The sequence below is a fragment of the Scandinavium sp. UTDF21-P1B genome, assembly GCF_040750395.1.
In the GTDB taxonomy this organism is placed as follows: domain Bacteria; phylum Pseudomonadota; class Gammaproteobacteria; order Enterobacterales; family Enterobacteriaceae; genus Scandinavium.
Window position 1 is genome coordinate 29,106 of the sequence record NZ_JBFLVD010000006.1, and the last position, 19,622, is coordinate 48,727.

General features: G+C 53.2%; 21 protein-coding genes and 1 tRNA gene. 12 read left to right on the plus strand and 10 right to left on the minus strand.

Annotation, left to right across the window (positions count from 1 at the left end; all coding sequences use genetic code 11):
* Nucleotides 1–6: 6 nt before the first annotated feature.
* The 3 genes from lysS to AB1287_RS02965 all read left to right on the plus strand — a co-directional run bounded on the left by lysS (nt 7) and on the right by AB1287_RS02965 (nt 2,583).
* Nucleotides 7–1,524, plus strand: coding sequence for a lysine--tRNA ligase (lysS, locus tag AB1287_RS02955; RefSeq protein ID WP_435616890.1), 1,518 nt, complete (start codon nt 7–9; stop codon nt 1,522–1,524).
* Nucleotides 1,525–1,697: 173 nt separating this feature from the next.
* Nucleotides 1,698–2,417: an amidase activator ActS gene (gene actS, locus AB1287_RS02960; protein WP_409438253.1), complete on the plus strand. Its 720-nt coding sequence runs from the start codon at nt 1,698–1,700 to the stop codon at nt 2,415–2,417.
* Nucleotides 2,418–2,509: 92 nt separating this feature from the next.
* Nucleotides 2,510–2,583, plus strand: a tRNA-Gly gene (locus tag AB1287_RS02965).
* Nucleotides 2,584–2,813: 230 nt separating this feature from the next.
* Here the strand turns inward: AB1287_RS02965 and AB1287_RS02970 are convergent.
* The 4 genes from AB1287_RS02970 to AB1287_RS02985 form a co-directional block, all read right to left on the minus strand.
* A complete protein-coding gene (locus AB1287_RS02970) occupies nt 2,814–3,782 on the minus strand; it encodes a quinone oxidoreductase (protein ID WP_435616891.1) in 969 nt (322 codons plus the stop codon).
* Between the two features lie 53 nt (nt 3,783–3,835).
* The gene (locus AB1287_RS02975) at nt 3,836–4,432 is read right to left on the minus strand and encodes a TetR/AcrR family transcriptional regulator (protein ID WP_435616892.1); all 597 of its coding nucleotides are present in this window, start codon (nt 4,430–4,432) and stop codon (nt 3,836–3,838) included.
* Nucleotides 4,433–4,608: 176 nt separating this feature from the next.
* Nucleotides 4,609–5,088, minus strand: coding sequence for a hypothetical protein (locus AB1287_RS02980; protein WP_312628591.1), 480 nt, complete (start codon nt 5,086–5,088; stop codon nt 4,609–4,611).
* A 3-nt stretch (nt 5,089–5,091) separates the two neighbouring features.
* Nucleotides 5,092–5,868, minus strand: a complete 777-nt coding sequence (locus AB1287_RS02985) for a winged helix-turn-helix domain-containing protein (RefSeq protein ID WP_312628590.1) — start codon at nt 5,866–5,868, stop codon at nt 5,092–5,094.
* 491 nt (nt 5,869–6,359) lie between these two features.
* On the opposite strand from AB1287_RS02985, the gene AB1287_RS02990 reads away from it, so the two are divergent.
* The 9 genes from AB1287_RS02990 (at nt 6,360) to AB1287_RS03030 (ending at nt 14,144) form a co-directional block, all read left to right on the plus strand.
* A complete protein-coding gene (locus AB1287_RS02990; RefSeq protein WP_435616893.1) occupies nt 6,360–6,944 on the plus strand; it encodes a fimbrial protein in 585 nt (194 codons plus the stop codon).
* Between the two features lie 49 nt (nt 6,945–6,993).
* Nucleotides 6,994–7,689 (plus strand): fimbrial biogenesis chaperone, encoded by a 696-nt coding sequence (locus AB1287_RS02995; RefSeq protein WP_312628586.1) that lies wholly within the window; start codon nt 6,994–6,996, stop codon nt 7,687–7,689.
* A 15-nt stretch (nt 7,690–7,704) separates the two neighbouring features.
* Nucleotides 7,705–10,191: a fimbria/pilus outer membrane usher protein gene (locus AB1287_RS03000; protein WP_435616894.1), complete on the plus strand. Its 2,487-nt coding sequence runs from the start codon at nt 7,705–7,707 to the stop codon at nt 10,189–10,191.
* 23 nt (nt 10,192–10,214) lie between these two features.
* The gene (locus tag AB1287_RS03005) at nt 10,215–11,273 is read left to right on the plus strand and encodes a fimbrial protein (protein ID WP_312628584.1); all 1,059 of its coding nucleotides are present in this window, start codon (nt 10,215–10,217) and stop codon (nt 11,271–11,273) included.
* 215 nt (nt 11,274–11,488) lie between these two features.
* The gene (locus tag AB1287_RS03010; RefSeq protein WP_435616895.1) at nt 11,489–12,301 is read left to right on the plus strand and encodes a transcriptional regulator; all 813 of its coding nucleotides are present in this window, start codon (nt 11,489–11,491) and stop codon (nt 12,299–12,301) included.
* Nucleotides 12,291–12,770: a hypothetical protein gene (locus AB1287_RS03015; RefSeq protein ID WP_435616896.1), complete on the plus strand. Its 480-nt coding sequence runs from the start codon at nt 12,291–12,293 to the stop codon at nt 12,768–12,770. Before AB1287_RS03010 ends, AB1287_RS03015 begins: the two co-directional genes overlap by 11 nt.
* A 23-nt stretch (nt 12,771–12,793) precedes the next feature.
* Nucleotides 12,794–12,931 (plus strand): hypothetical protein, encoded by a 138-nt coding sequence (locus tag AB1287_RS03020; protein ID WP_312628578.1) that lies wholly within the window; start codon nt 12,794–12,796, stop codon nt 12,929–12,931.
* Between the two features lie 18 nt (nt 12,932–12,949).
* Nucleotides 12,950–13,432 (plus strand): cold-shock protein, encoded by a 483-nt coding sequence (locus AB1287_RS03025; protein WP_435616897.1) that lies wholly within the window; start codon nt 12,950–12,952, stop codon nt 13,430–13,432.
* Between the two features lie 91 nt (nt 13,433–13,523).
* A complete protein-coding gene (locus AB1287_RS03030) occupies nt 13,524–14,144 on the plus strand; it encodes a LysE family translocator (RefSeq protein ID WP_435616898.1) in 621 nt (206 codons plus the stop codon).
* Here AB1287_RS03030 and AB1287_RS03035 read toward each other — a convergent pair.
* The 6 genes from AB1287_RS03035 to AB1287_RS03060 form a co-directional block, all read right to left on the minus strand.
* Nucleotides 14,131–14,760 (minus strand): DUF1109 domain-containing protein, encoded by a 630-nt coding sequence (locus tag AB1287_RS03035; protein ID WP_435616899.1) that lies wholly within the window; start codon nt 14,758–14,760, stop codon nt 14,131–14,133. The genes AB1287_RS03030 and AB1287_RS03035 overlap by 14 nt on opposite strands.
* On the minus strand, nt 14,747–15,316 hold the full coding sequence (locus tag AB1287_RS03040) for an RNA polymerase sigma factor (protein WP_435616900.1): 570 nt from the start codon (nt 15,314–15,316) through the stop codon (nt 14,747–14,749). Before AB1287_RS03040 ends, AB1287_RS03035 begins: the two co-directional genes overlap by 14 nt.
* 54 nt (nt 15,317–15,370) lie before the next feature.
* Entirely contained in the window at nt 15,371–16,594 is a 1,224-nt protein-coding gene (locus AB1287_RS03045; protein ID WP_435616901.1) for a protein-disulfide reductase DsbD family protein, read from the minus strand.
* A 19-nt stretch (nt 16,595–16,613) separates the two neighbouring features.
* Complete coding sequence (locus AB1287_RS03050; protein ID WP_312628571.1) at nt 16,614–17,177, minus strand: peroxiredoxin; 564 nt, start codon at nt 17,175–17,177, stop codon at nt 16,614–16,616.
* 142 nt (nt 17,178–17,319) lie between these two features.
* Complete coding sequence (locus AB1287_RS03055) at nt 17,320–18,198, minus strand: aldo/keto reductase family oxidoreductase (RefSeq protein ID WP_435616902.1); 879 nt, start codon at nt 18,196–18,198, stop codon at nt 17,320–17,322.
* 110 nt (nt 18,199–18,308) lie between these two features.
* Nucleotides 18,309–19,538 (minus strand): amino acid permease, encoded by a 1,230-nt coding sequence (locus AB1287_RS03060; protein ID WP_435616903.1) that lies wholly within the window; start codon nt 19,536–19,538, stop codon nt 18,309–18,311.
* Nucleotides 19,539–19,622: the final 84 nt, after the last annotated feature.

Sequence of the window (19,622 nt, forward strand, 5' to 3'; positions counted from 1 at the left end):
ACCAAAATGTCTGAACAACAAGCACAAGGTGCTGACGAAGTCGTTGATCTTAATAACGAACTGAAATCCCGTCGCGAGAAGCTTGCCGCGCTGCGTGAGAAGGGCATTGCCTTCCCGAACGATTTCCGTCGCGATCGTACCTCCGACCAGCTGCACGCCGAATTTGGCGCGAAAGAAAATGAAGAGCTCGAAGCGCTGAACGTTGAAGTTACCGTGGCCGGGCGCATGATGACCCGTCGTATCATGGGTAAAGCCTCTTTTGTGACGCTGCAGGACGTTGGCGGCCGTATTCAGCTGTATGTTGCGCGCGACGATCTGCCAGAAGGCGTTTATAACGACCAGTTCAAGAAATGGGATCTGGGCGATATCCTGGGCGCGAAAGGTAAACTGTTCAAAACCAAGACCGGCGAGCTGTCTGTTCACTGCACCGAGCTGCGCCTGCTGACCAAAGCCCTGCGCCCGCTGCCGGACAAATTCCACGGCCTGCAGGATCAGGAAGCACGCTACCGTCAGCGTTACCTGGATCTCATCTCTAACGATGAATCCCGCAACACCTTCAAAGTGCGTTCCCAGATCCTCGCCGGTATCCGCCAGTTCATGGTGGGTCGCGACTTTATGGAAGTGGAAACCCCAATGATGCAGGTGATCCCGGGCGGCGCGTCCGCGCGTCCGTTCATCACCCATCATAACGCTCTGGATCTCGACATGTACCTGCGTATCGCGCCGGAACTGTACCTGAAGCGTCTGGTGGTCGGTGGCTTCGAGCGCGTGTTCGAAATCAACCGTAACTTCCGTAACGAAGGTATCTCCGTTCGCCATAACCCAGAGTTCACCATGATGGAACTCTATATGGCCTACGCAGATTACAAAGATCTGATCGAGCTGACCGAATCCCTGTTCCGCACCCTGGCGCAGAATATTCTCGGCAAAACTGAAGTGCCTTACGGCGACCAGACGTTCGACTTCGGCAAGCCGTTCGAGAAACTCACCATGCGTGAGGCGATCAAAAAGTATCGTCCTGAAACCAACATGGCTGACCTGGACAACTTCGACGCGGCGAAAGCTATCGCGGCTGAGATTGGCATCAAGGTTGAGAAGAGCTGGGGTCTGGGCCGTACCGTGACCGAGATCTTCGAGGAAGTGGCGGAAGCGCACTTGATTCAGCCAACCTTCATTACCGAATATCCGGCAGAAGTTTCTCCGCTGGCCCGTCGTAACGACGTGAACCCGGAAATCACTGACCGCTTTGAATTCTTCATCGGTGGCCGTGAAATCGGCAACGGCTTCAGCGAGCTGAACGATGCAGAAGATCAGGCGCAGCGCTTCCAGGATCAGGTTGACGCGAAAGCGGCAGGCGATGACGAAGCGATGTTCTACGACGAAGACTACGTTACCGCGCTGGAACACGGTCTGCCACCAACGGCGGGCCTGGGCATTGGTATTGACCGTATGGTTATGCTGTTCACTAACAGCCACACCATTCGTGACGTGATCCTGTTCCCGGCAATGCGTCCAACGAAATAAGTCACTTTGCGTGATGAAAGCCCGGTTTGCAGAAGCCGGGCTTTTTTTATGGACGAGTCGACCGCCCTGTACACAGTTAATGCATGCTAAACATTGGCATGGCGGCAAGGGCTGGTATCATAGGCCATCCGATTGACCAACACCGAGGATTTGCTGTGCGCGCAGGACGCCTGATGAAAAAACCTATACGCCTCTTTCTGTGCCTGTTTATCGGGCTGGTTCTGGCTGGCTGCTCCGGCAGTAAATCAGGCTCTGACGGCAGCTACAGCGGGTCGATGTACACCGTTAAACGCGGCGATACGCTGTCGAAGATCTCCCGCATGACCGGTACCAGCGTGCGCGACCTCGCCCGGATGAACGGCATTTCACCGCCGTACACCATCGAAATCGGACAGCGCTTAAAGGTTAACGGCAGTTCCGGATCGAAGAAATCTTCAGGCGGTAAAACAGCGAAAGTCACGCCGTCTTCTGCCGTGCCGCAGTCGTCCTGGCCGCCGGTCGGGCAGCGCTGCTGGCGCTGGCCAACGAGCGGGAAGGTTGTTCTGCCTTACTCCACTGCCGATGGTGGCAATAAAGGCATTGATATCGCAGGCTCGCGTGGTCAGCCGATTTATGCGGCGGGCGCCGGGAAAGTGGTGTACGTAGGTAGCCAGCTGCGTGGTTACGGCAACCTGATCATGATTAAGCACAGTGAAGATTACATCACCGCTTATGCGCACAACGATAAAATGATGGTCAATAACGGTCAGTCGGTAAAAATCGGCCAGCAAATTGCCACGATGGGCAGCAGCGACGCCGATGCGGTGAAGCTGCATTTCCAGATTCGCTACCGTGCCACCGCCATCGATCCGCTGCGCTATCTGCCGCCTCAGGGCAGCAAACCGAAATGCTAAGTGCTCAGATTATCACCACTTAATAGTCGAAAGGCTTGTCAGTGAAGGCGTTAGGTTTATAATGCCTTCACCTTTTCGAAGGCACTCCCTGAGCGGGTGTAGTTCAATGGTAGAACGAGAGCTTCCCAAGCTCTATACGAGGGTTCGATTCCCTTCACCCGCTCCAGATTTCTCCCCTTGTGGCAAAACTTCGTTAAACTCGTTCCGCTTTCAATCAGTTATTTACTACAGGTTGTCACGTTACGGCATCGGCTTGCTGCGTTTACGGCGCATATTTTCATTGAGCGCCTCCGGAACCTGAAAGACAAGTACGATATTGCTGGTGAGCGGATGTACTCTGACAGATACCCGAAAAAATAACCGGTAGCTGTCAGATAAAGTCTGAACGAATGCGCTCTATGGGATAAGTAATAATTTGCCCGTTGTTTTTCTGCTTTCCATATCAGCATGCGCCTGTGCGGCATCAGCCAGTGCATATTCCTTCCCGATGCTGACTTTGAGGGTTCCCGCAAGTAGCCAGTCAAACAGGATATTCGTATGTTTTCTCAACAATGCTGAAGTATGAACGTGATGGTTAAACGTTGCGTAGCCTATTTTGATACTTTTAGGAAGGCTCATAATATCAATTTTATCCGGGGCTCCCAGAATGGGCCCGTACCAGCAAAATGTGCCAGCAATCCTTAAGGCGTTCAGTGAATCCTGGAATGTGACCGGGCCGGAACCATCATAAACGACATGTACGCCCTGACCCTCTGTGAGACGTATAACTTCGGCGGCGAACGTTCCTTTCGTATCGACGATAACATGATCGGCTCCAGCCTCTTTAGCCATGGCGACTTTACTCTCAGAGGATACGCGACCAATAACCCGCCCTCCACGGTGCTTGATTATCTGGGTCAGCAGTAAACCAACACCACCAGCAGCGGCATGCACCAGAGCAATATCACCGGGCTGTATTGGGTAAAACTCGGTAGCGAAATGGCTGGCGGTCAACCCCTGCATCATCACAGACGCTGCTGTTTTATCGTCAATGCTATCAGGAATTAAAACCAGGGCGGAGGCTGGAATGACCACTTCCTCAGCATAGCTCCCTGGTGCATAAACCCAGGCAACCCTTTGTCCAGGCACAAACTCACTGACGTCGTCACTCGTACGCAATATTACCCCGGCACCTTCTACTCCAGGGATTCGGGGCCAGGGGATGTCCTGCCATACCGTACCTTTCCTGACACCGATATCCATGAAATTTACGCCAGCTGCACTGACCCTGACCACGACTTGCCCGCTGCCAGGCTGTCGTTCCGGGCATTCCTGATATTTCAGTACTTCTGGTCCACCAGCTTGTTCTGTCACTATCGCTTTCACAAGTTACACTCCTGTCTTGAACAATCATTCCAGAATTGGGTAAAAAAACAGGCTCATTTCAGAGCCTGGATTGCCAATGTCTTTATCACATGAAGGCTGCTTTCATCTGCTCCTCCACGAGCGGCCATTCTGATCCCTGCAATATTCGCAACCAGAAACAGGGCTACCTGCTCCGGAAGCGTGCTGGAGGAAATATCACCTTCAACTTGTGCCTGACTGATTTTACCTTTCAGTACTTCAAACATCCCTTTTGCTGCCCGATCGCGTATCGCCTGAAGATCGGTTTCGCGATTAGCAAACTCACTGATTGAACTCAGTCCAAGACATGGAGAGGTGGCTTCAGCGATCACCCGTTCCAGCATCGCCTCAATGCCATTGATAGCGCTTCCCTCTTTTTGCAGCATGGAAATATGCGCGGCGGTTTCATCTGCCGAGTACCTCTCGACCGCTGAACAGTAAAGTTGCCACTTTCCACCAAACGTATCATAGAGGCTCTGCCTGCCTATCTTCATCGCTGTTGTCAGCATTTGGGCAGACGTCGCAGCGTAGCCGTATTCCCGAAATACGGCAATTGCCGCATTCAGCGCGACTTCAACATCAAATTCTTTATATCTGGCCATGGAAAGGAGTGTAGCCAATTCTGGAATCATCAGTCAATAATACGTTGTGAACGTTTTGCATCTTTACTATCTTAAGTCTTCTTATGCGCTACCTTGTGCAATGTGAACCTACAGGCAAAATTTTATCTTCATGGGTACAGGCCTTTGCTCGCCCGGGCCGTACAGATATGCGCGCTCATCACTTCCATGGCAGGACCTCTCAGGGATCAAATATCCCGGCATACCATTACCGGCAGCACCAGCCCCTGAATCATCCAGCTGCCGGGTTTAACCGGCGTTATCCAGAAGAAGTTGATGCTGTCCATCATCAGCTGATTAATGATATCCGCAGGGGCGGTATCGTCCGGCGTTTTTTGCATCTGCTTGCCATGAATATGGTAGATATTGCTGTTATCCACCCGCTCAAGCGTCATGTTATAGCGTCTGTCGATGGCATAGTTTTTTTCCGGCATCAGCATCACTCCTTTATCAAACGCCGTGAGCGAACTTTCCGAGTTCATCAGCAGCAGCGTCGTCATCCTCAGTTCTATATAGTTGCCGTCAGGGTAAGTTTTCCGGGTAACCACGTCCGATTCACACTTGAGTAAAGGGGGCGTACTCTTCCATAAACCAGGCAGCGCAAAGTATGTCACTACCGTTAACAACCCTGCCAGCAGAGCTCCGGCTACCAGGAATTTTTTGATCACGGCCTACTCCCCCGTCAGACTACGAAAGGATATGCAGCTGCGATAGCCTGAATGGGAGTCCTGCAGGAAACATACTCCCATAAAAGAATTCTGCAGATTAATTTGATGAAACGTCGATAAATAAACATCAGCCGCACGCTGCAGACAGTTTATTTTGTTGTTTATTAGCCCTCTGGCCGCCTCTTCAAGAGAGTGATTGAGATCTGCTCCATTGTTTTTATTCATCACGTATATTGCACACTGATGGAAATGTCCGGCATAGGAAAGGGAGGGATCCTGCGGCAGCGTATTGCGGCTCATCCATTGCGTTACAATGCTCGACACAACGGCGCTCAGAATAATCATTAGTAATATTAGAAGAATATTTCTTACATTCTTGCGCAGCCAGTTAGAGGGAGTCTGTTCGTATAACGATTTACCGTCTGCTGTCGCCTCTTTTTTTGGCCGCACGGTATGGTGCTGGATATGCGCCGAGAGGCTAAACCCTTTCCCTCTTACCGTTGTAATTAAAGAAGGATCGTGTTCAAGCATGCGAAACGCTTTACGAATTTCACTGATGGCAACGTTCAGGCTGACGGAAGAACCCGAAAAGCCGTGATCCTCCCAGACGCGTTTAATCAGCTCATCGCGCTCCAGTAGCTTGCCATTATTAAGGATAAGAACATGCAACAATCTGGCAGCCTGATTCGATAAGCGAACAGCGGTTTCCTCGACACCTTCGAGTAAAATTGTGCCGGTATCTACTTCGTAAAGCATTGTATAGTCAATGAGATATTTCATGCGTTGCGTCTTAGTTAAAAACCGTGGGCATAAAGCGCGGCTAGTATTTAGGACAAAAATACGTGGGTCAAGGTATCAGCAACCAGGAAAAAATCTCTTCATGGCAATAGCATTTAAAGTCCAAAGATAAAATTTCACCCAGAGATTGTGTGGATGTTCTAAACAGATTAATAATAAAGTTTTAATCTTCTCATAAGATTATTATTCTTATGATTTCAATAAGTAAGAATAATGTTTTGTATTTTGAGATTATTATGCATGATTATGTTGTCGGGTCGCAGCAGCCCAGTACAGACGGCATGCGACTCAAAAATGGGTTTTCGGTACATTAAAATAGTTTCTCCGCGTGATTAATAATCGATTCTGGCTCTCCGAAGCCAGGCGGTTTAAAGCGCGGATAAATAATTTTATGAAAGGTCACACTGCAATCTTTTTTACCGGAAAGTTCGACCCTGGTATTTGTAAAATTAAATCGTATTCTGGAGTTTCTCATGCTTAAGAACATTATTTCCTTAACCGTACTGGCTGCGGCAATGACCTCTGGCGCGGCAACCGCCGCTGACCAGGCTGCGGGTGGCGTAATCAATTTCTCTGGTGCCATCACCGACACGACCTGCACCATCAACGGCGGCAAAAGTGCTGACTTTACGGTTGCCCTGGCGCCAATCTCCGTATCTGATGCGGGCACTACCGTTGGGCCGATCACTAAAAACAAAAAATCTTTCTCCCTGACCTTCTCCGGCTGCTCACCTGCGGCAGGTACCGCCGGTACGCCTCTGAAAGTCTATTTCTCCTCCGCGGATAACATCTCTACTGATGGAAAATACCTGCTGAATAATAGCGTCAACGAAAGCGACGCTGGCGTAGCTCGCAACGTTGGCTTCTCACTGGCAGAGCCGTCTTCCTCAACGCCAATCCCGCTGAATCAGCCTTACACCACCAAGGTAATGGGTGATAAAACTGCGCCGGATGCCGAAACGCTGACCCTCGACGTGTATTACTACAAAACCAACAGCGATGCGGCAAAAGTGGGTTCCCTGAGCTCCAATGTGACTTATACCGTTTCCTATCTGTAATTGTTTTTCCGCCGGGCCCGGTTCCGGGCCTGGTTAATAAGGTTTTATCATGCGCACTCTTTATCTTCTGGCTACCATGCTGCTGGCGTCAGGTTCTGCATGGTCCAATGTTATTATTAACGGTACCCGAATTATTTATCCTGAAAATACCAAAGAAACGGTTGTTCAGCTTATTAATAACGGGGACGATCCTTCCCTGGTACAGGCATGGATTGACGATGGCGATATTAATTCCACGCCAGAAACGGCAAAAGTCCCGTTTCTGCTCACGCCACCGGTCGTAAAAGTAAACGGTCATAACGGGCAGCAGCTGCGTATTAAAAAATTACCGGCTAGCCTTCCTGGCGATCGTGAATCCGTATTTTATCTGAACGTGCTGGATATTCCTCCCAAGCCTGAAAATATGCAGGGCCTGAATACCATGCAGCTGGCAATTAAGTCACGAATTAAGGTTTTTTATCGTCCGACAGCCCTTAAAGGCACGCTCGAGCAGGCGATAAATCAACTCAGGCTGAATGCCGATGCCCGCGGTTTCACCATTATCAATAACAGCCCGTTCAATATCACGATTGCCAACATCGAAGGCTCAGGCGAAAGCAAGCTGCTGGAAAACTCCCTGATGGTTTCTCCCTTCAGTCAGGACACGGCTATCAGCAAGAAAAGCGTCAGAAAAGGCCAGTCGTATCGCGTGATGTACGTCGACGATGCCGGAGCCTACCAGACCAAAGCCCTGATCACCGAGTAAACGGAACTCTCACTCATGAAACGCAAACAAAACAGACTCTGGCTGTTGGCGGCATGCTCATGCCTGCTGCCCCAGCCCTCCCGCGCGGTAACTTTTGATACGTCCTTACTGGCCGGTGCATCGCGTGAGTCCGATCTGTCTCGCTTTTATGAGGATAACGACATGCCTGCGGGCAATCAGGAGATGGATATCTACGTCAATGGCGACTGGCAGGGGCGCTATACGGTGACGTTTGGTAAAGCCAAAGACGACATCTTCCTTGACCGCACCAGTGCCGGACTGCTGGGGATCGATATGAGTCAGCTTAACCTGATGGATCAAGATGGCGTCCAGTTGAAAAAGCTGGTGCAGGGCGGTCGCGTTGCTGTCGACCCCGGAACCCTGAGCATTCAACTGACGGTGCCACAAAGCTTTATGCTGCATCATGAGCAAGGCTACGTCGATCCGCGCCTCTGGGACCAGGGCATTCCGGCGTTGATGCTCTCTTACAACACAACTTATTACAACACGCGCTCGAAAACGGGTAGCCGGGACAGCGATGACGATCTTTACGCCGGGCTGGATTCCGGGATCAACCTGCTGGGCTGGCAGTTTCGCGACAGCAGCACCTGGAGCAAGCACTCAGGAGAGAGTGGCCAGTGGCAGAATAATACCCGCTATCTTCGCCGTCCCATCCCAACGCTGAAGTCGAATCTGATGATGGGCGGCTTTTATACTCCCGGCGATCTGTTTGATTCGCTTCGGGTACGCGGCGTCTCTCTGGGATCGGATATCAATATGCGACCGAACTCCCAGCAGGGTTTTTCGCCCGTCGTACACGGTGTGGCACGGACTAACGCCCTGGTTAAGGTCATGCAGAGCGGTAACGTTATCTGGCAGGAGAACGTTCCACCGGGCGCGTTCACGCTCGACAATATTCAGCCCACCGGCTCGGCAGGGGATCTGCTGGTCGTGGTACGTGAAGCGGATGGTTCTCAGCAGTCTTTTTCTGTCCCGTTCTCCGCCGTACCGGGCATGCTGAAACAGGGCATCAGCCAGTACAGCCTGGTCGCGGGTAAAGTGCATCAGGCCAATACCGATTATCAGCCAGCGTTTATTCAGGGCACGCTGCGCCATGGCTTCAACAACCTGGTCACTGGCTATGCAGGCTCAATTCTCAGCGCAAACTACGCCTCCGGCCTGCTCGGTGCAGGCTGGAACCTGCCGGTAGGTGCCGTTTCGCTGGACGTCACTCATGCCAGAACACAGCTGCAAAACCGAAGCGACAGCGGGCAAAGCTTCCGTATCGCCTACAGTAAATTCGTCAGCACTACCGCGACTAACTTTACCCTGGCGGCCTATCGCTACTCGACCAAAGGTTACTATAGCTTCAGTGACGCCATTTATTCCCGCGAAGGCTACCATCGGCTGGAAAAAGAGTATGACAAGATGAAAGATGTCTATGGCTTCAGCCCGGACATCGATCTCAATACGTGGGATGCGCTGCGTTCTGCTCGCCCTAAAAATACCTTCAACCTGGATCTTAACCAGCAGTTAGGGAAGGGCTGGGGAACGGCGTTTATCTCCGCTACCCAGCGAGATTACTGGAGCAAAGCGCAGAAAAGTCGGGAATATCAAATTGGTTACTCCAACTCGCTTGGCCAGGCCAGCTATACGCTTTCCGCCAGCCGCGTTCGCAACAGCGATCGCCAGCAGGAAACGCGCATGTACGTCTCACTCAGCCTGCCCTTCTCAATGTTTGACAGCAGCGCATGGCTTACCTCCAGCGTCTCGGCAGCGGATTCACACTACCAGCAGACCAACCTTAGCCTGAGCGGCAACGCCATGGATTCGAATCGTCTGAGCTATTCCCTTTCCGGCAGCAATCAGCACGGTGGGAGCAATACCGCCAGCGCCAGCGCCGCATACCGTTCTGATATCTCAACGGTTGGTGGCTCCTGGAGTGAATCCTCTGACTACCGGCAGGCTGGCCTCAGCAGCCGCGGTAGCATCGTTGCCATCCCTGGTCACGTGCTGATGTCCAACGAAGTGGGCCGGACGATGACCATCGTGGAAGCGCCAGGGGCAAAAGGCATGATGGTGAACGGAGATGACAGCATCGTCACCAACCGCGACGGGCTGGCGCTGGTGCCTTATGCAACCCCGTACCGCCGCAATGCCATTACCCTGTCCAGCACCAGTGACAGCGTTGGCGCGGAAGTGATGGGTAACATCGCCAATACGGCTCCCTGGGACGGCGCCGTCAGCTATCTGCGCTTCGAAACCGATCGCCGGACCTCCTGGGAGCTTAATGCCTTACAGGCCAGTGGGAAACCGCTGCCGTTTGGAACAGAAGTCTTTAACGATGACGGAGAGTCGGTCGGATTCGTGGGCCAGAACAGCGTGCTGTACATTCGCTCGGAGCATCAGCCAAAGAGCCTGAACGTCAAACTGCGCGATGGAAGCTGCCGGCTCGTCTCTCCGACCTATGGGATGAATGCAGCCCCTACGCGCTGTCGCTAGTTTTCTGCATGACAGGAGTTTTTATGTTCAGGTTATTTCTTTTTCTGCTGCTGGCCTGCGCCAGCGGCGTAAGCTATGCCACCTGCTCCGGCAGCGGAATCAGCTACGGTACGCCCCTCAACATCGATCTGTCGGACAAGCTCAGCATGACCAATACCCAGTGGACCACCACGGTCATGACGCAGTACGTTGGCTCCTTTAACTGCACCACCGGTAATAGTGAATTTGCCTATACGCCGATTTTGTCCACCGACAGCAGCAAGGCCACGATTCTTTCCTTTGGCAAATATAACGTGCGCGCAGAGATCGTGAATACGCCGGCAAACCCAAAACTTGCCAGCTCCGGTCGACACACTGCTTCAGAGCTTAACACGGCAATGAATCTGCGCTTTACGCTGGTCAGCAGTACCGGCACGGCAGTGGCTGGTAACACGGTAAGCATCAGCGATGTCATGTTTGTCAGCGACATGAGCGGCATGTCGTTATGGGAAATTCTGACGTGGCCGCTAACCCAGGCGGCGAAGATCCTGACCTGGTTGTTTAATGGTTTCCACTGGCCGTACGATAATCGCGATATGTACGGTCAGCCGATGACAATTAAGTATGCACCGGCGGAAACCACCTGCGCTTTTGACAACGCCGGGCTGACGGTTGTATTGCCAAAAGTCGGGATTTCACAGCTGGACTCCTCAAGCCAGCCGGGTATCACACCCTTCACGCTGAATATGAGCTGCCAGAACCTGAACACGGACAGCACCTCAACGCGTGCGGTGGATATGTTCCTTTCCAGCAATAACCTGCTGCCTGCCGACAGTAGCGTACTGGTAGACAGCAGTACTTCAGCGGCTAAAGGCGTTGGCATTCGGGTCGTAAAAACCAGTAATGCAGGTAAACCCGTCGTGTTTTCTACCTCTACTACCAGTCGGGGAACCGCCACATCTCTTTTCAGCGTGGCGCAGGGCGGTGCCATGACGCAAACTATTTCCATTCCCATGGCGGCTTATTACTACGTATATAATACTAGAGCTGTCGCTCAGGGTAATATAAATACATCAGCTGTACTGAATATCATTTATCCCTAAATAGCGATCTTTTACGCCAAACCAGATGACATTTACTCTTAAGTAGATGTCATTTACTCTTAAGTGAGTATCATTCATTCTTGATTTCTATAGTTCAATAACAATAAATCAACCTCATCAATCATTCTCTTTGATTCCATCGAGGATGTCTGTATAACTTTAATGAAGTGAGCGCAAGTAAGCGCTTTCTCAATGTTCACCAGATAGGGGGGGGAGTGAAATATCTCATTGATTACAGGATGCTTTATGAGGTTGATACTGCCCTTGTTTTGCTTATAGATGAACCAGAAGTAAACATTAAGTTATCAAATCAGGCAGGACGGTTATTATATCAGCTGGTTATTAACAGCGGTCATGAGCTGACGCGGGAAGCGTTAATTGAAACGGTTTGGGAAAATCAGGGGTTTACGGGTTCCTCGGTTAGCCTTAACGTTGCTATCAGTGAAATCAGAAAGGCATTTCGCCAGCTTGGACACGATCCTGGATTAATTAATACCATCCGCAAAAAAGGCTTTTGTCTTAATGCACACATTGAGCACCACACGGTGCGCCCCGTAGCCCGTGCGGCTGAGGTTAAGGCTGAGAGTGAGACTGAGTCTTCAGAACTTCAGCAGGTTCCTGAAGTCACGGTGCAGCGTAATCCTCTTATGCTGATGCTGGCTATCCTGCTGATCGCCATTATTGCCGGAGTCGCGTTGATGCTGCTCTCGTGGTTCGGCAATGCCGATACCTTCGAACCCACAGAACTGGTTTTTTTGGGACAGCATGAGCAGTGCGGGCTCTGGCTTATTGGCAGCCGTCGGGATCCCGATAACCCGGACGTTCTGTTAAAGGCGATAGACCATCAGCTAAATACCTGGCAGATCGATTGCCGGAAAAATAAAGCTGACGTCTTTTTTTCCAGCACCGAGCAGATTGTCTTTAAGAACAGCTTCACTGGCGTATGCTTCAGAAATGAAAAAGATACAGGTTACCGGAGCTGCCGATCTCTGCGTAAGTTAGGGGAGATACAGAACATTGACTCGTAAGAAATGGTTTACGCATGGAATTGCGATCTTCTTTATTACGCTTTTTGTTATTTCAGCAGGCAGTAAACTCCTTCGTAACAAAAATGCCACGTTTGAATGTAAATCAGACATTATTACGCGTAAAAGCTACGTTACAGGTGGTTCCGTTGAACTCAGGTTAGCTGGCGTGTTTCTTTATGATGGTAAAACGTCCCTTAACGCTGTTTATCAAGGGCTAATGAAGACCGAATCGCAAACGCTGATTATCAATCGCACGTTCAGTCTCAAAATAAAAAAAATGCACGGCAGCAATATTTATCAGATAGTCGAAAGAAAAATTGATCGTTTGCCTGATGATACTGCACCGCCAGGCATTGTGGATCAGCTTCAGCTGGACAATATAGATTATTTATATATAACGCAGGTAAAAGATAACGCCCTGCTAATACAAAGCGTGATACTACCGTCAATGATTTGTACAAGAATATGAACCACATAAGCGGGTCAGATCTTATGGCGGCACTGTTCAGCCTGAAGCGTGCCGCCATTGAAGGTTCTCTGGTACCCCGCCATTTTATCGTCCAGACTTACTTCAAAGGCATAGTCTGTGCAGGCATTGTGCATTACACTGCGCGCTGCAAAATTGAGTAGATGAAGAATGAGGCGGTAATGGCGATGAACGGAACAATCACAACCTGGTTTGAAGACAAAGGGTTTGGGTTTATCAAAGATGAAAACGGCGACAATCGCTATTTTCACGTGATTAAGGTCGCCAACCCGGAGCTGATTAAAAAAGATGCGGCGGTAACGTTTGAGCCGACAACCAACACCAAAGGCCTGTCCGCATTTGCGGTGAAGGTATTGCCGGAAAGCAAATATATCTACATTGCGGGCGAGCGCCTGAAGCTCAGCTCGATCAAAACGTATCTGGTCTACAGCGAAGAAGAGCCTGTCGACAGCAAAATAGACAAAGAGAATGCGGTGCTTTCCGTGGGCCTGCTGATGAACAGTATTCGCCCTAAAGCGACGGTCAAAGCGGGTGAAATGCGCTCCGTGAAGAAGCTGGCGATCACCACTTTCCAGAAAAAAACGCTGATTTTTTCTGAAGATGAAATCGACATCGAAGCCACAGTGAAAATGCTTAAGGTGTGATTTTTACGGGCCGGTGGCGATGTGGCGCCAGCGCTTTTATGTTGCGTTAGTGTTAATTTTTGCGTAGGCTCCACTTTTTCGGAGCCGTAAAATGTCCGTCACTGATTCCCTCCTTGCCTTTACCTTCGCTGCAACTCTGCTCACCCTGACGCCTGGTCTCGATACCGCCCTGATCCTGCGAACCTCCGTTGCGGAAGGGGGCAAAAAAGCCGTTCAGGCGGCGCTCGGCATTGACGTTGGCTGTTTCATCTGGGGCGCGCTGGTGGCGTTTGGTCTCGGGGCGCTGCTGGCGGTCTCTGAACTGGCGTACAGCTTACTGAAGTGGTGCGGTGCGGCTTATCTGTGCTGGCTTGGCGTTCAGCTTTTGTTGCGCCCGCGGCAGAGCTTTACGCTCACGCCCGGCGGTGACGCACAAAGCAGCAACGGGTTCTTACGCGGGATGTTGGGCAACGTGCTGAATCCCAAAATGGGCGTGTTTTATGTCTCTTTTCTGCCGCAGTTTATTCCTGTCGGGCACTCCCCTCTGGTCTGGACCTTTCTTCTGGTGTCGATCCACGTTTGCCTGGGGACGCTGTGGTCGCTCACATTGATTCTGGCGTCAGGCTATGCCGCGTCCATGCTAAAAAATCCCTCGGTCGTCAAATGGCTGGAGCGGGCCACCGGCACCGCGTTTTTGCTCTTTGCGGCACGACTGGCTCTCAGTAAGCGCTGACCCAGCGCCAGCCCAGCGCAATGGTGGCAACGATAATGGTGGCGATGGCCGCCAGGTGCATCAGGAAATCCTCAGGATGCAGATGTACCGGGTGGCAAAACATCAGCAGCGAAAGCGCCATGCAGGCCACGGCTGTGCCCGATAACGCCAGGCTTTGCAGCGGCTTCAGGGTGCGGGTATGGCGCAGATAGCCAATCACCAGCGCGATCATCGGCACGCTGACGGTCACCATAAACGTGTAGCAGCGCGTATCCGTCAGGCTACTTGCCGTCAGCGGCTGGTAGCCGAGGCTCATCAGGACCGATGCCAGCCACATCCCTGCCAGCAGGAGCAGCCAACGCATTTTCGCTGGGCGTTGCCCGGCTATGCTGAGCGTAAACGCCGAATGGATAGCCAGCAGTCCCAATACAAAAATGACGATCAGCTGCGCTATTGCCAGCCAGGCTCCCGGCTGCGTCCAGTCCGTTGCCGTACGCTCCAGCAGCAGGCTAGCGAGCGCTCCCGCGGGCAGCGCCATGAGTACCCAGCTTGCCACACGCCAGCGCACCGGTAAGATACGGTTGACCGGGGTGGCGCGATGGCTCAGTTTTTCAATTAACGCATCATGACTGTCCATGACTGGCTCCAGAACGGCGAAGGGTGTTTAACGCCCGGTGTAATAATGATTTCACGGCGGAGACGCTCAGATTATTGGCCTGAGCGGCTTCAGCGAGGCTCATCTCCTGCAAATGAACGTGCTCGACAAGCTGGCGCTGCCGGGCGGGAAGCTGATTCAGGAAACCATCCAGCTCCTCACCGACGTCCAGCCGTTCCGCTCTGAGAGCAAACGAAGGATCGGCCATCTCAAGGAGCGAATCATCGTCCGCCACTTCCCGTCGGGCGCGCCGCCCGTGCCGCCTTAAGGCATCAATGGCCCGGGCATGGGCAATCGCCATCAGCCAGGGCAGAAACGGGCTGCCCGGATCGTAGGTGTGGCGGATCCGGTGCAGGGTTAACAGCACGTCCTGAATCACGTCTTCGGTCAGCTCCTCGTCGTCCACCTGTTTGCGGACAAGCGCGCGGATAACCGGCACCAGTGTCTGCAACAGCTGCGCATACGCCTGCCGGTCACCGGCCTGGGCACGCGCCATAAACGCGGGCCAGGCTTCACGCGGGACAACCACCTTATCCATATTCCGCCTTGCAGCACGACGCCGGAAAAGCCGGGCGTGCCGCCGTTACGGTCATCACGCTTTTTTTCCGGACGCCTGATTAAGGGCATTCACCACGATAGTCGGGGTCAATACCTGAGGGAGTACCTTCGGTGCGCCACCGTCGGCAGGATAGACCACATACAGCGGTAATCCTCCCTGGCCAAACTGGCTCAGCGCGTCATCGACATCTGGATTAAATTTAGTCGAATCTGCCACCATATACAGCGTACCGGTACGGGCCATCGCCTCTTTTACCGCCTGGGTTGAGAGTGATGTTTTGTCGTTGACCTGACAGGTAATACACCACGAGGCGGTAAAGTTTACGAAGATAGCTTTGCCATGACCACGCTGTTCTGCCACCGCCTGCGGCGTCCATTTAACCGTTGCGGTGCTTGCCATGACGTCAGCCGTTGCCGCAGGCTTCATGATGCCCGGCAGAGGTAAAAGAATCGCGACTATCAGCACAGCCGTCACCGCATACATTACCCGATATCCCCGGCCAGCCAGCTGGCGTCGTTGGGCGATGCCGTACAGCCACGCGGCGAAACTCAGGGCTACCGAACCTGCCAGCATTACGCCAAGCGCGGTCGTACCTGCCTGCTGAGCCAGCACCCAGACCAGCCAGGCGAACGCACCAAGCATAGGGAATGCCAGCGCATGCTTAAGCACGTTCATCCACGCCCCCGGCCTCGGCAGACGTTTAGCCAGCGCCGGGAAGAGTGATATTAGCGTGAACGGGGCGGCAAAGCCCAACGCCAGCGCGAAGAAAATGGCCAGAGCGACCGTAGGCGGTTGTATCAGCGCATAGCCGATAGCGCTCGCCATGAACGGTGCAGAGCAGGGGGTGGCGACGATGATCGCCAGCGCGCCGGTCAGCGCGGAGCGTACGAATGCCCCACGCCCGACGGAAATTTCCCCGGCGCGCTGTAGCGAAAGTCCCACTTCAAATACGCCGAGCAGGTTCAGGGCGGCACCAAGAATCACCAGCGCCAGCAGCGAAATCACCAGCGGCGACTGAAGCTGGAAGCCCCAGCCGACGGCAGCGCCGCCTGCGCGGGCCGCCAGCAAAACCCCGGCAAGCAGCATCATGGTGACAACCACGCCGAGCAGGAACGCCAGGCCTTCGCTGCGGGCGCTGGCAGTATTGCCGTCGTGGCGCAGCAGGCCAAACGCCTTCAGCGAAACCACCGGGAACACGCAGGGCATAAAGTTGAGAATAATGCCGCCGAGGAAGGCGGCGAACAGGGCGGTTAGCATAGCGCGTCTCTGTCTGTTATCAGGAGTGTGACTGGGCGTATTTCTTCACGGCATCCATGGTTTTCTGGATGTGCTCGTCCGGGTTACGGTCGGTGTAGCTCAGCAGTATTTTGCCATCTGGCGCAATCACAAACGAGGTGCGGTCCGAGAGCGTTTTACCGCCCATCTGCATCTGCGTCTGGTATTCGGCGGCAACTTTTGCGCCCGGATCGGCGGCAACGGCAAACTTATTGCGGCACTCGAGCTGCGAGAACTTCGCGACCTGGTCGGTATTCCCGGCGGTGACGCCAATCACCGTGGCGCCCAGCTTTTTAAAATCGTCGGTGGCTTCGGCAAAGTCATGAGCCTCAAGCGTGCAGCCTGCGGTGAATGCAGCCGGGAAGAAATAGAGCACCACCGGCCCTTTTTGCAGCGCCTGCTGCAGTGAGAAGGTCAGGGGTTTACCGCCAAGCGCGGCATCCAGCTTGAAGTCAGGCGCGCTTGCGCCAACGGGAAGTGCAGCTGCGGCGTTAAAGGCCATCAGAGACAGGCCAAATACGGCGGCGCTGGCAAGCAGGGATAAATGGTGTTTCACAGCAATCATGGTCGGCTCCGGTCATGTTGAGTTAAAGGGTCTTCCCTTAACAGTTCGCCGGAGGTGAGAGAAAAGTTGCGCGAGTGTGAAAAAATTTTTGTGGGCTTAGAAGAGAAGTGCCTTCAGGCTGGCCGAAGGCACTCAGAAAGCCTTAGTGCTGCGCCGTCTGCGGCAGATTGTTCAGCACGTCCAGCGCGGCCTGTGGCAGCGTCAGGTGCGCCGCGGCCAGGTTTTCATTCAGGTGGCCGAGCGAAGAGGTGCCCGGGATCAGCAGAATATTTGGTGCGCGCTGCAGCAGCCAGGCCAGCGCCACCTGCATCGGCGTGGCGTTCAGGCTTGCGGCGATCTCATTAAGTTCCTGAGACTGCAGCGGTGAGAAGCCACCCAGCGGGAAGAAGGGCACGTAAGGAATGCGCTTAGCCGCCAGGGCGTCGATCAGCGCATCGTCATGGCGATTAGCGACGTTGTAGAAGTTCTGTACGCAGACGATTTCCGTCTGCTTCATGCCGTCTTCTACCTGCTTCGCGGTGACGTTGCTCAGACCGATGTGGCGGATTTTTCCCTGCTTTTTGAGATCAATCAGCGTAGAAAGCGGCTCTTCCAGCGAACCTTCTGCCGGGCCATGGACGCTAATCATGCTGCGCAGGTTGACCACGTCCAGCGCTTCCAGGCCGAGATTGCGCAGGTTGTCTTCCACCGCCTGAGTCAGCTCCGGTGCAGAAAGTGCAGGCAGCCAGTTACCCTGCTCGTCACGGCGGGCGCTGACTTTCGTGACGATTGTCAGTGACTCCGGATACGGATGCAGCGCTTTTTTGATGATTTGGTTAGTGACGTGCGGGCCGTAAAAATCGGAAGTGTCGATGTGATTCACGCCCGCTTCAAGCGCGGCCTGCAGAACTTTAACCGCCATCTCCGGATCTTTTGGTGGACCGAACACGCCGGGACCGGCGAGCTGCATCGCGCCATAACCAAGACGCCAGACTTCGCGATCGCCAAGAGTAAAGCTGCCGGACTGTGTAACGCTGGACATAACTGTTTCCTCATAATGGCTTAACCGAATCAGTGTAAACCGATTCGCTGAGGAGAGAGGGGAATAAAGTTTAACGGAATGTGCGGCAGGCAAGCCTGCCGCGGCGGTGTTTAACTGAAGAACATCACTGAGACGCAGAGCAAACCCACAATCAGCGTGATGAGGCTGCCCGCCGAGCGGTAAGGCTTGAGGGCCGGAATCAGGTACGTGGAGAGCGTCGGCATAATAAAGAGGATCATCGCAATCAGCGGGCCGCTGATGGCATAGATCATTGAGATGGCATTCGGGTTGATGCAGCAGACGATAAAGGTCACCGTCGACACCAGCAGAATGGAGATGGCGCGATTAAACGCGCGGCTCTTGCGGATGCCCGCGACATTCAGCGTCGCGCGGACCATTTCACTCGCCCCTTCAATCACGCCAAAGTAGGTGCCGAGGAACGACTTCGACATCGCCACAATCGCCACAATAATCCCGGAAACCGCCAGCCAGTGCGGCGCAGCGGGCATCATTGCCAGCGCGGAAAGAATGGTGACGCCTTCATTTTTGGCATTCACGATGTAGCTTTCCGGAATGGCCAGCAGGCAGCTGAACACGAAGAAAAGCACGCTCAGGCAGATAATCAGATAGGCAATCCGCATAATTTTTTTGCATTTATCCATGGCCTGCTCGCCGAACTTCTCGCGCCGGTCGATGGCGAAGGTCGAGATAATCGGCGTATGGCTAAAAGCGAAAACCATCACGGGAATAGAGAGCCAGACCTGGTGCAGCGTTTGCGGCGTAAACGTCAGCCCCTCGCTAAACATGGTCGGCTGCCAGTCGCCTGTCAGGTAGAGCGACAGGAACAGGAAATACGCAATCAGCGGGAAGACCAGAAAGCCCATCACCTTCAGCGTGGCGTGACGGCCCATCAGGAAGATCAGGTTCAGCACCAGGACCACCACCAGGCTGACCGCCATGCGGATGCCGAGGGTGACGGTCATCTGTTTCGCCAGCTGTTCCGTCAGCGAGTTAGTAATGGCAACGGCGTAAATCAGCACCACCACAAAGAAGGCGATGAAATAGAGCGCGGTAATAAGATTACCGATCTTCTTGCCGTAGTAGTGACTGACGGCGCCGGTGATGCCAACGTTAGCGGGCAGGTTAGCGGAGAGGATAAAGCGGCAAAGCGCGCGGTGTGGCCAGTAGGTTAACGGCCAGGCCACCAGGGCCGTAATCAGTAACACCATGGCCCCTGCGGACCCTAACTGAATCGGCAGAAACAGGGTGCCCGCCCCTACCGCAGTACCATATAAGGCGAAACTCCATAGGGTTTCGTCTTTTGACCATAATTTCGACATTTTTTGAATCTTTAAACCAGATAACGAAAAAACAGCGGCGAGTTTACTCCATTTCAGCCCCCCCAGGGGGAGGAGATTTGTTTT

What these genes read in the sequence shown, in the direction of transcription:
- lysS (WP_435616890.1), top strand. Translation starts at nt 7, where the DNA reads ATGTCTGAACAACAAGCACAAGGTGCTGACGAAGTCGTTGATCTTAAT.
- actS (WP_409438253.1), top strand. Translation starts at nt 1,698, where the DNA reads ATGAAAAAACCTATACGCCTCTTTCTGTGCCTGTTTATCGGGCTGGTT.
- AB1287_RS02975 (WP_435616892.1), bottom strand. Translation starts at nt 4,432, where the DNA reads ATGATTCCAGAATTGGCTACACTCCTTTCCATGGCCAGATATAAAGAA.
- AB1287_RS02985 (WP_312628590.1), bottom strand. Translation starts at nt 5,868, where the DNA reads ATGAAATATCTCATTGACTATACAATGCTTTACGAAGTAGATACCGGC.
- AB1287_RS02990 (WP_435616893.1), top strand. Translation starts at nt 6,360, where the DNA reads ATGCTTAAGAACATTATTTCCTTAACCGTACTGGCTGCGGCAATGACC.
- AB1287_RS02995 (WP_312628586.1), top strand. Translation starts at nt 6,994, where the DNA reads ATGCGCACTCTTTATCTTCTGGCTACCATGCTGCTGGCGTCAGGTTCT.
- AB1287_RS03000 (WP_435616894.1), top strand. Translation starts at nt 7,705, where the DNA reads ATGAAACGCAAACAAAACAGACTCTGGCTGTTGGCGGCATGCTCATGC.
- AB1287_RS03005 (WP_312628584.1), top strand. Translation starts at nt 10,215, where the DNA reads ATGTTCAGGTTATTTCTTTTTCTGCTGCTGGCCTGCGCCAGCGGCGTA.
- AB1287_RS03020 (WP_312628578.1), top strand. Translation starts at nt 12,794, where the DNA reads ATGGCGGCACTGTTCAGCCTGAAGCGTGCCGCCATTGAAGGTTCTCTG.
- AB1287_RS03025 (WP_435616897.1), top strand. Translation starts at nt 12,950, where the DNA reads ATGGCGATGAACGGAACAATCACAACCTGGTTTGAAGACAAAGGGTTT.
- AB1287_RS03030 (WP_435616898.1), top strand. Translation starts at nt 13,524, where the DNA reads ATGTCCGTCACTGATTCCCTCCTTGCCTTTACCTTCGCTGCAACTCTG.
- AB1287_RS03035 (WP_435616899.1), bottom strand. Translation starts at nt 14,760, where the DNA reads ATGGACAGTCATGATGCGTTAATTGAAAAACTGAGCCATCGCGCCACC.
- AB1287_RS03040 (WP_435616900.1), bottom strand. Translation starts at nt 15,316, where the DNA reads ATGGATAAGGTGGTTGTCCCGCGTGAAGCCTGGCCCGCGTTTATGGCG.
- AB1287_RS03045 (WP_435616901.1), bottom strand. Translation starts at nt 16,594, where the DNA reads ATGCTAACCGCCCTGTTCGCCGCCTTCCTCGGCGGCATTATTCTCAAC.
- AB1287_RS03050 (WP_312628571.1), bottom strand. Translation starts at nt 17,177, where the DNA reads ATGATTGCTGTGAAACACCATTTATCCCTGCTTGCCAGCGCCGCCGTA.
- AB1287_RS03055 (WP_435616902.1), bottom strand. Translation starts at nt 18,198, where the DNA reads ATGTCCAGCGTTACACAGTCCGGCAGCTTTACTCTTGGCGATCGCGAA.
- AB1287_RS03060 (WP_435616903.1), bottom strand. Translation starts at nt 19,538, where the DNA reads ATGTCGAAATTATGGTCAAAAGACGAAACCCTATGGAGTTTCGCCTTA.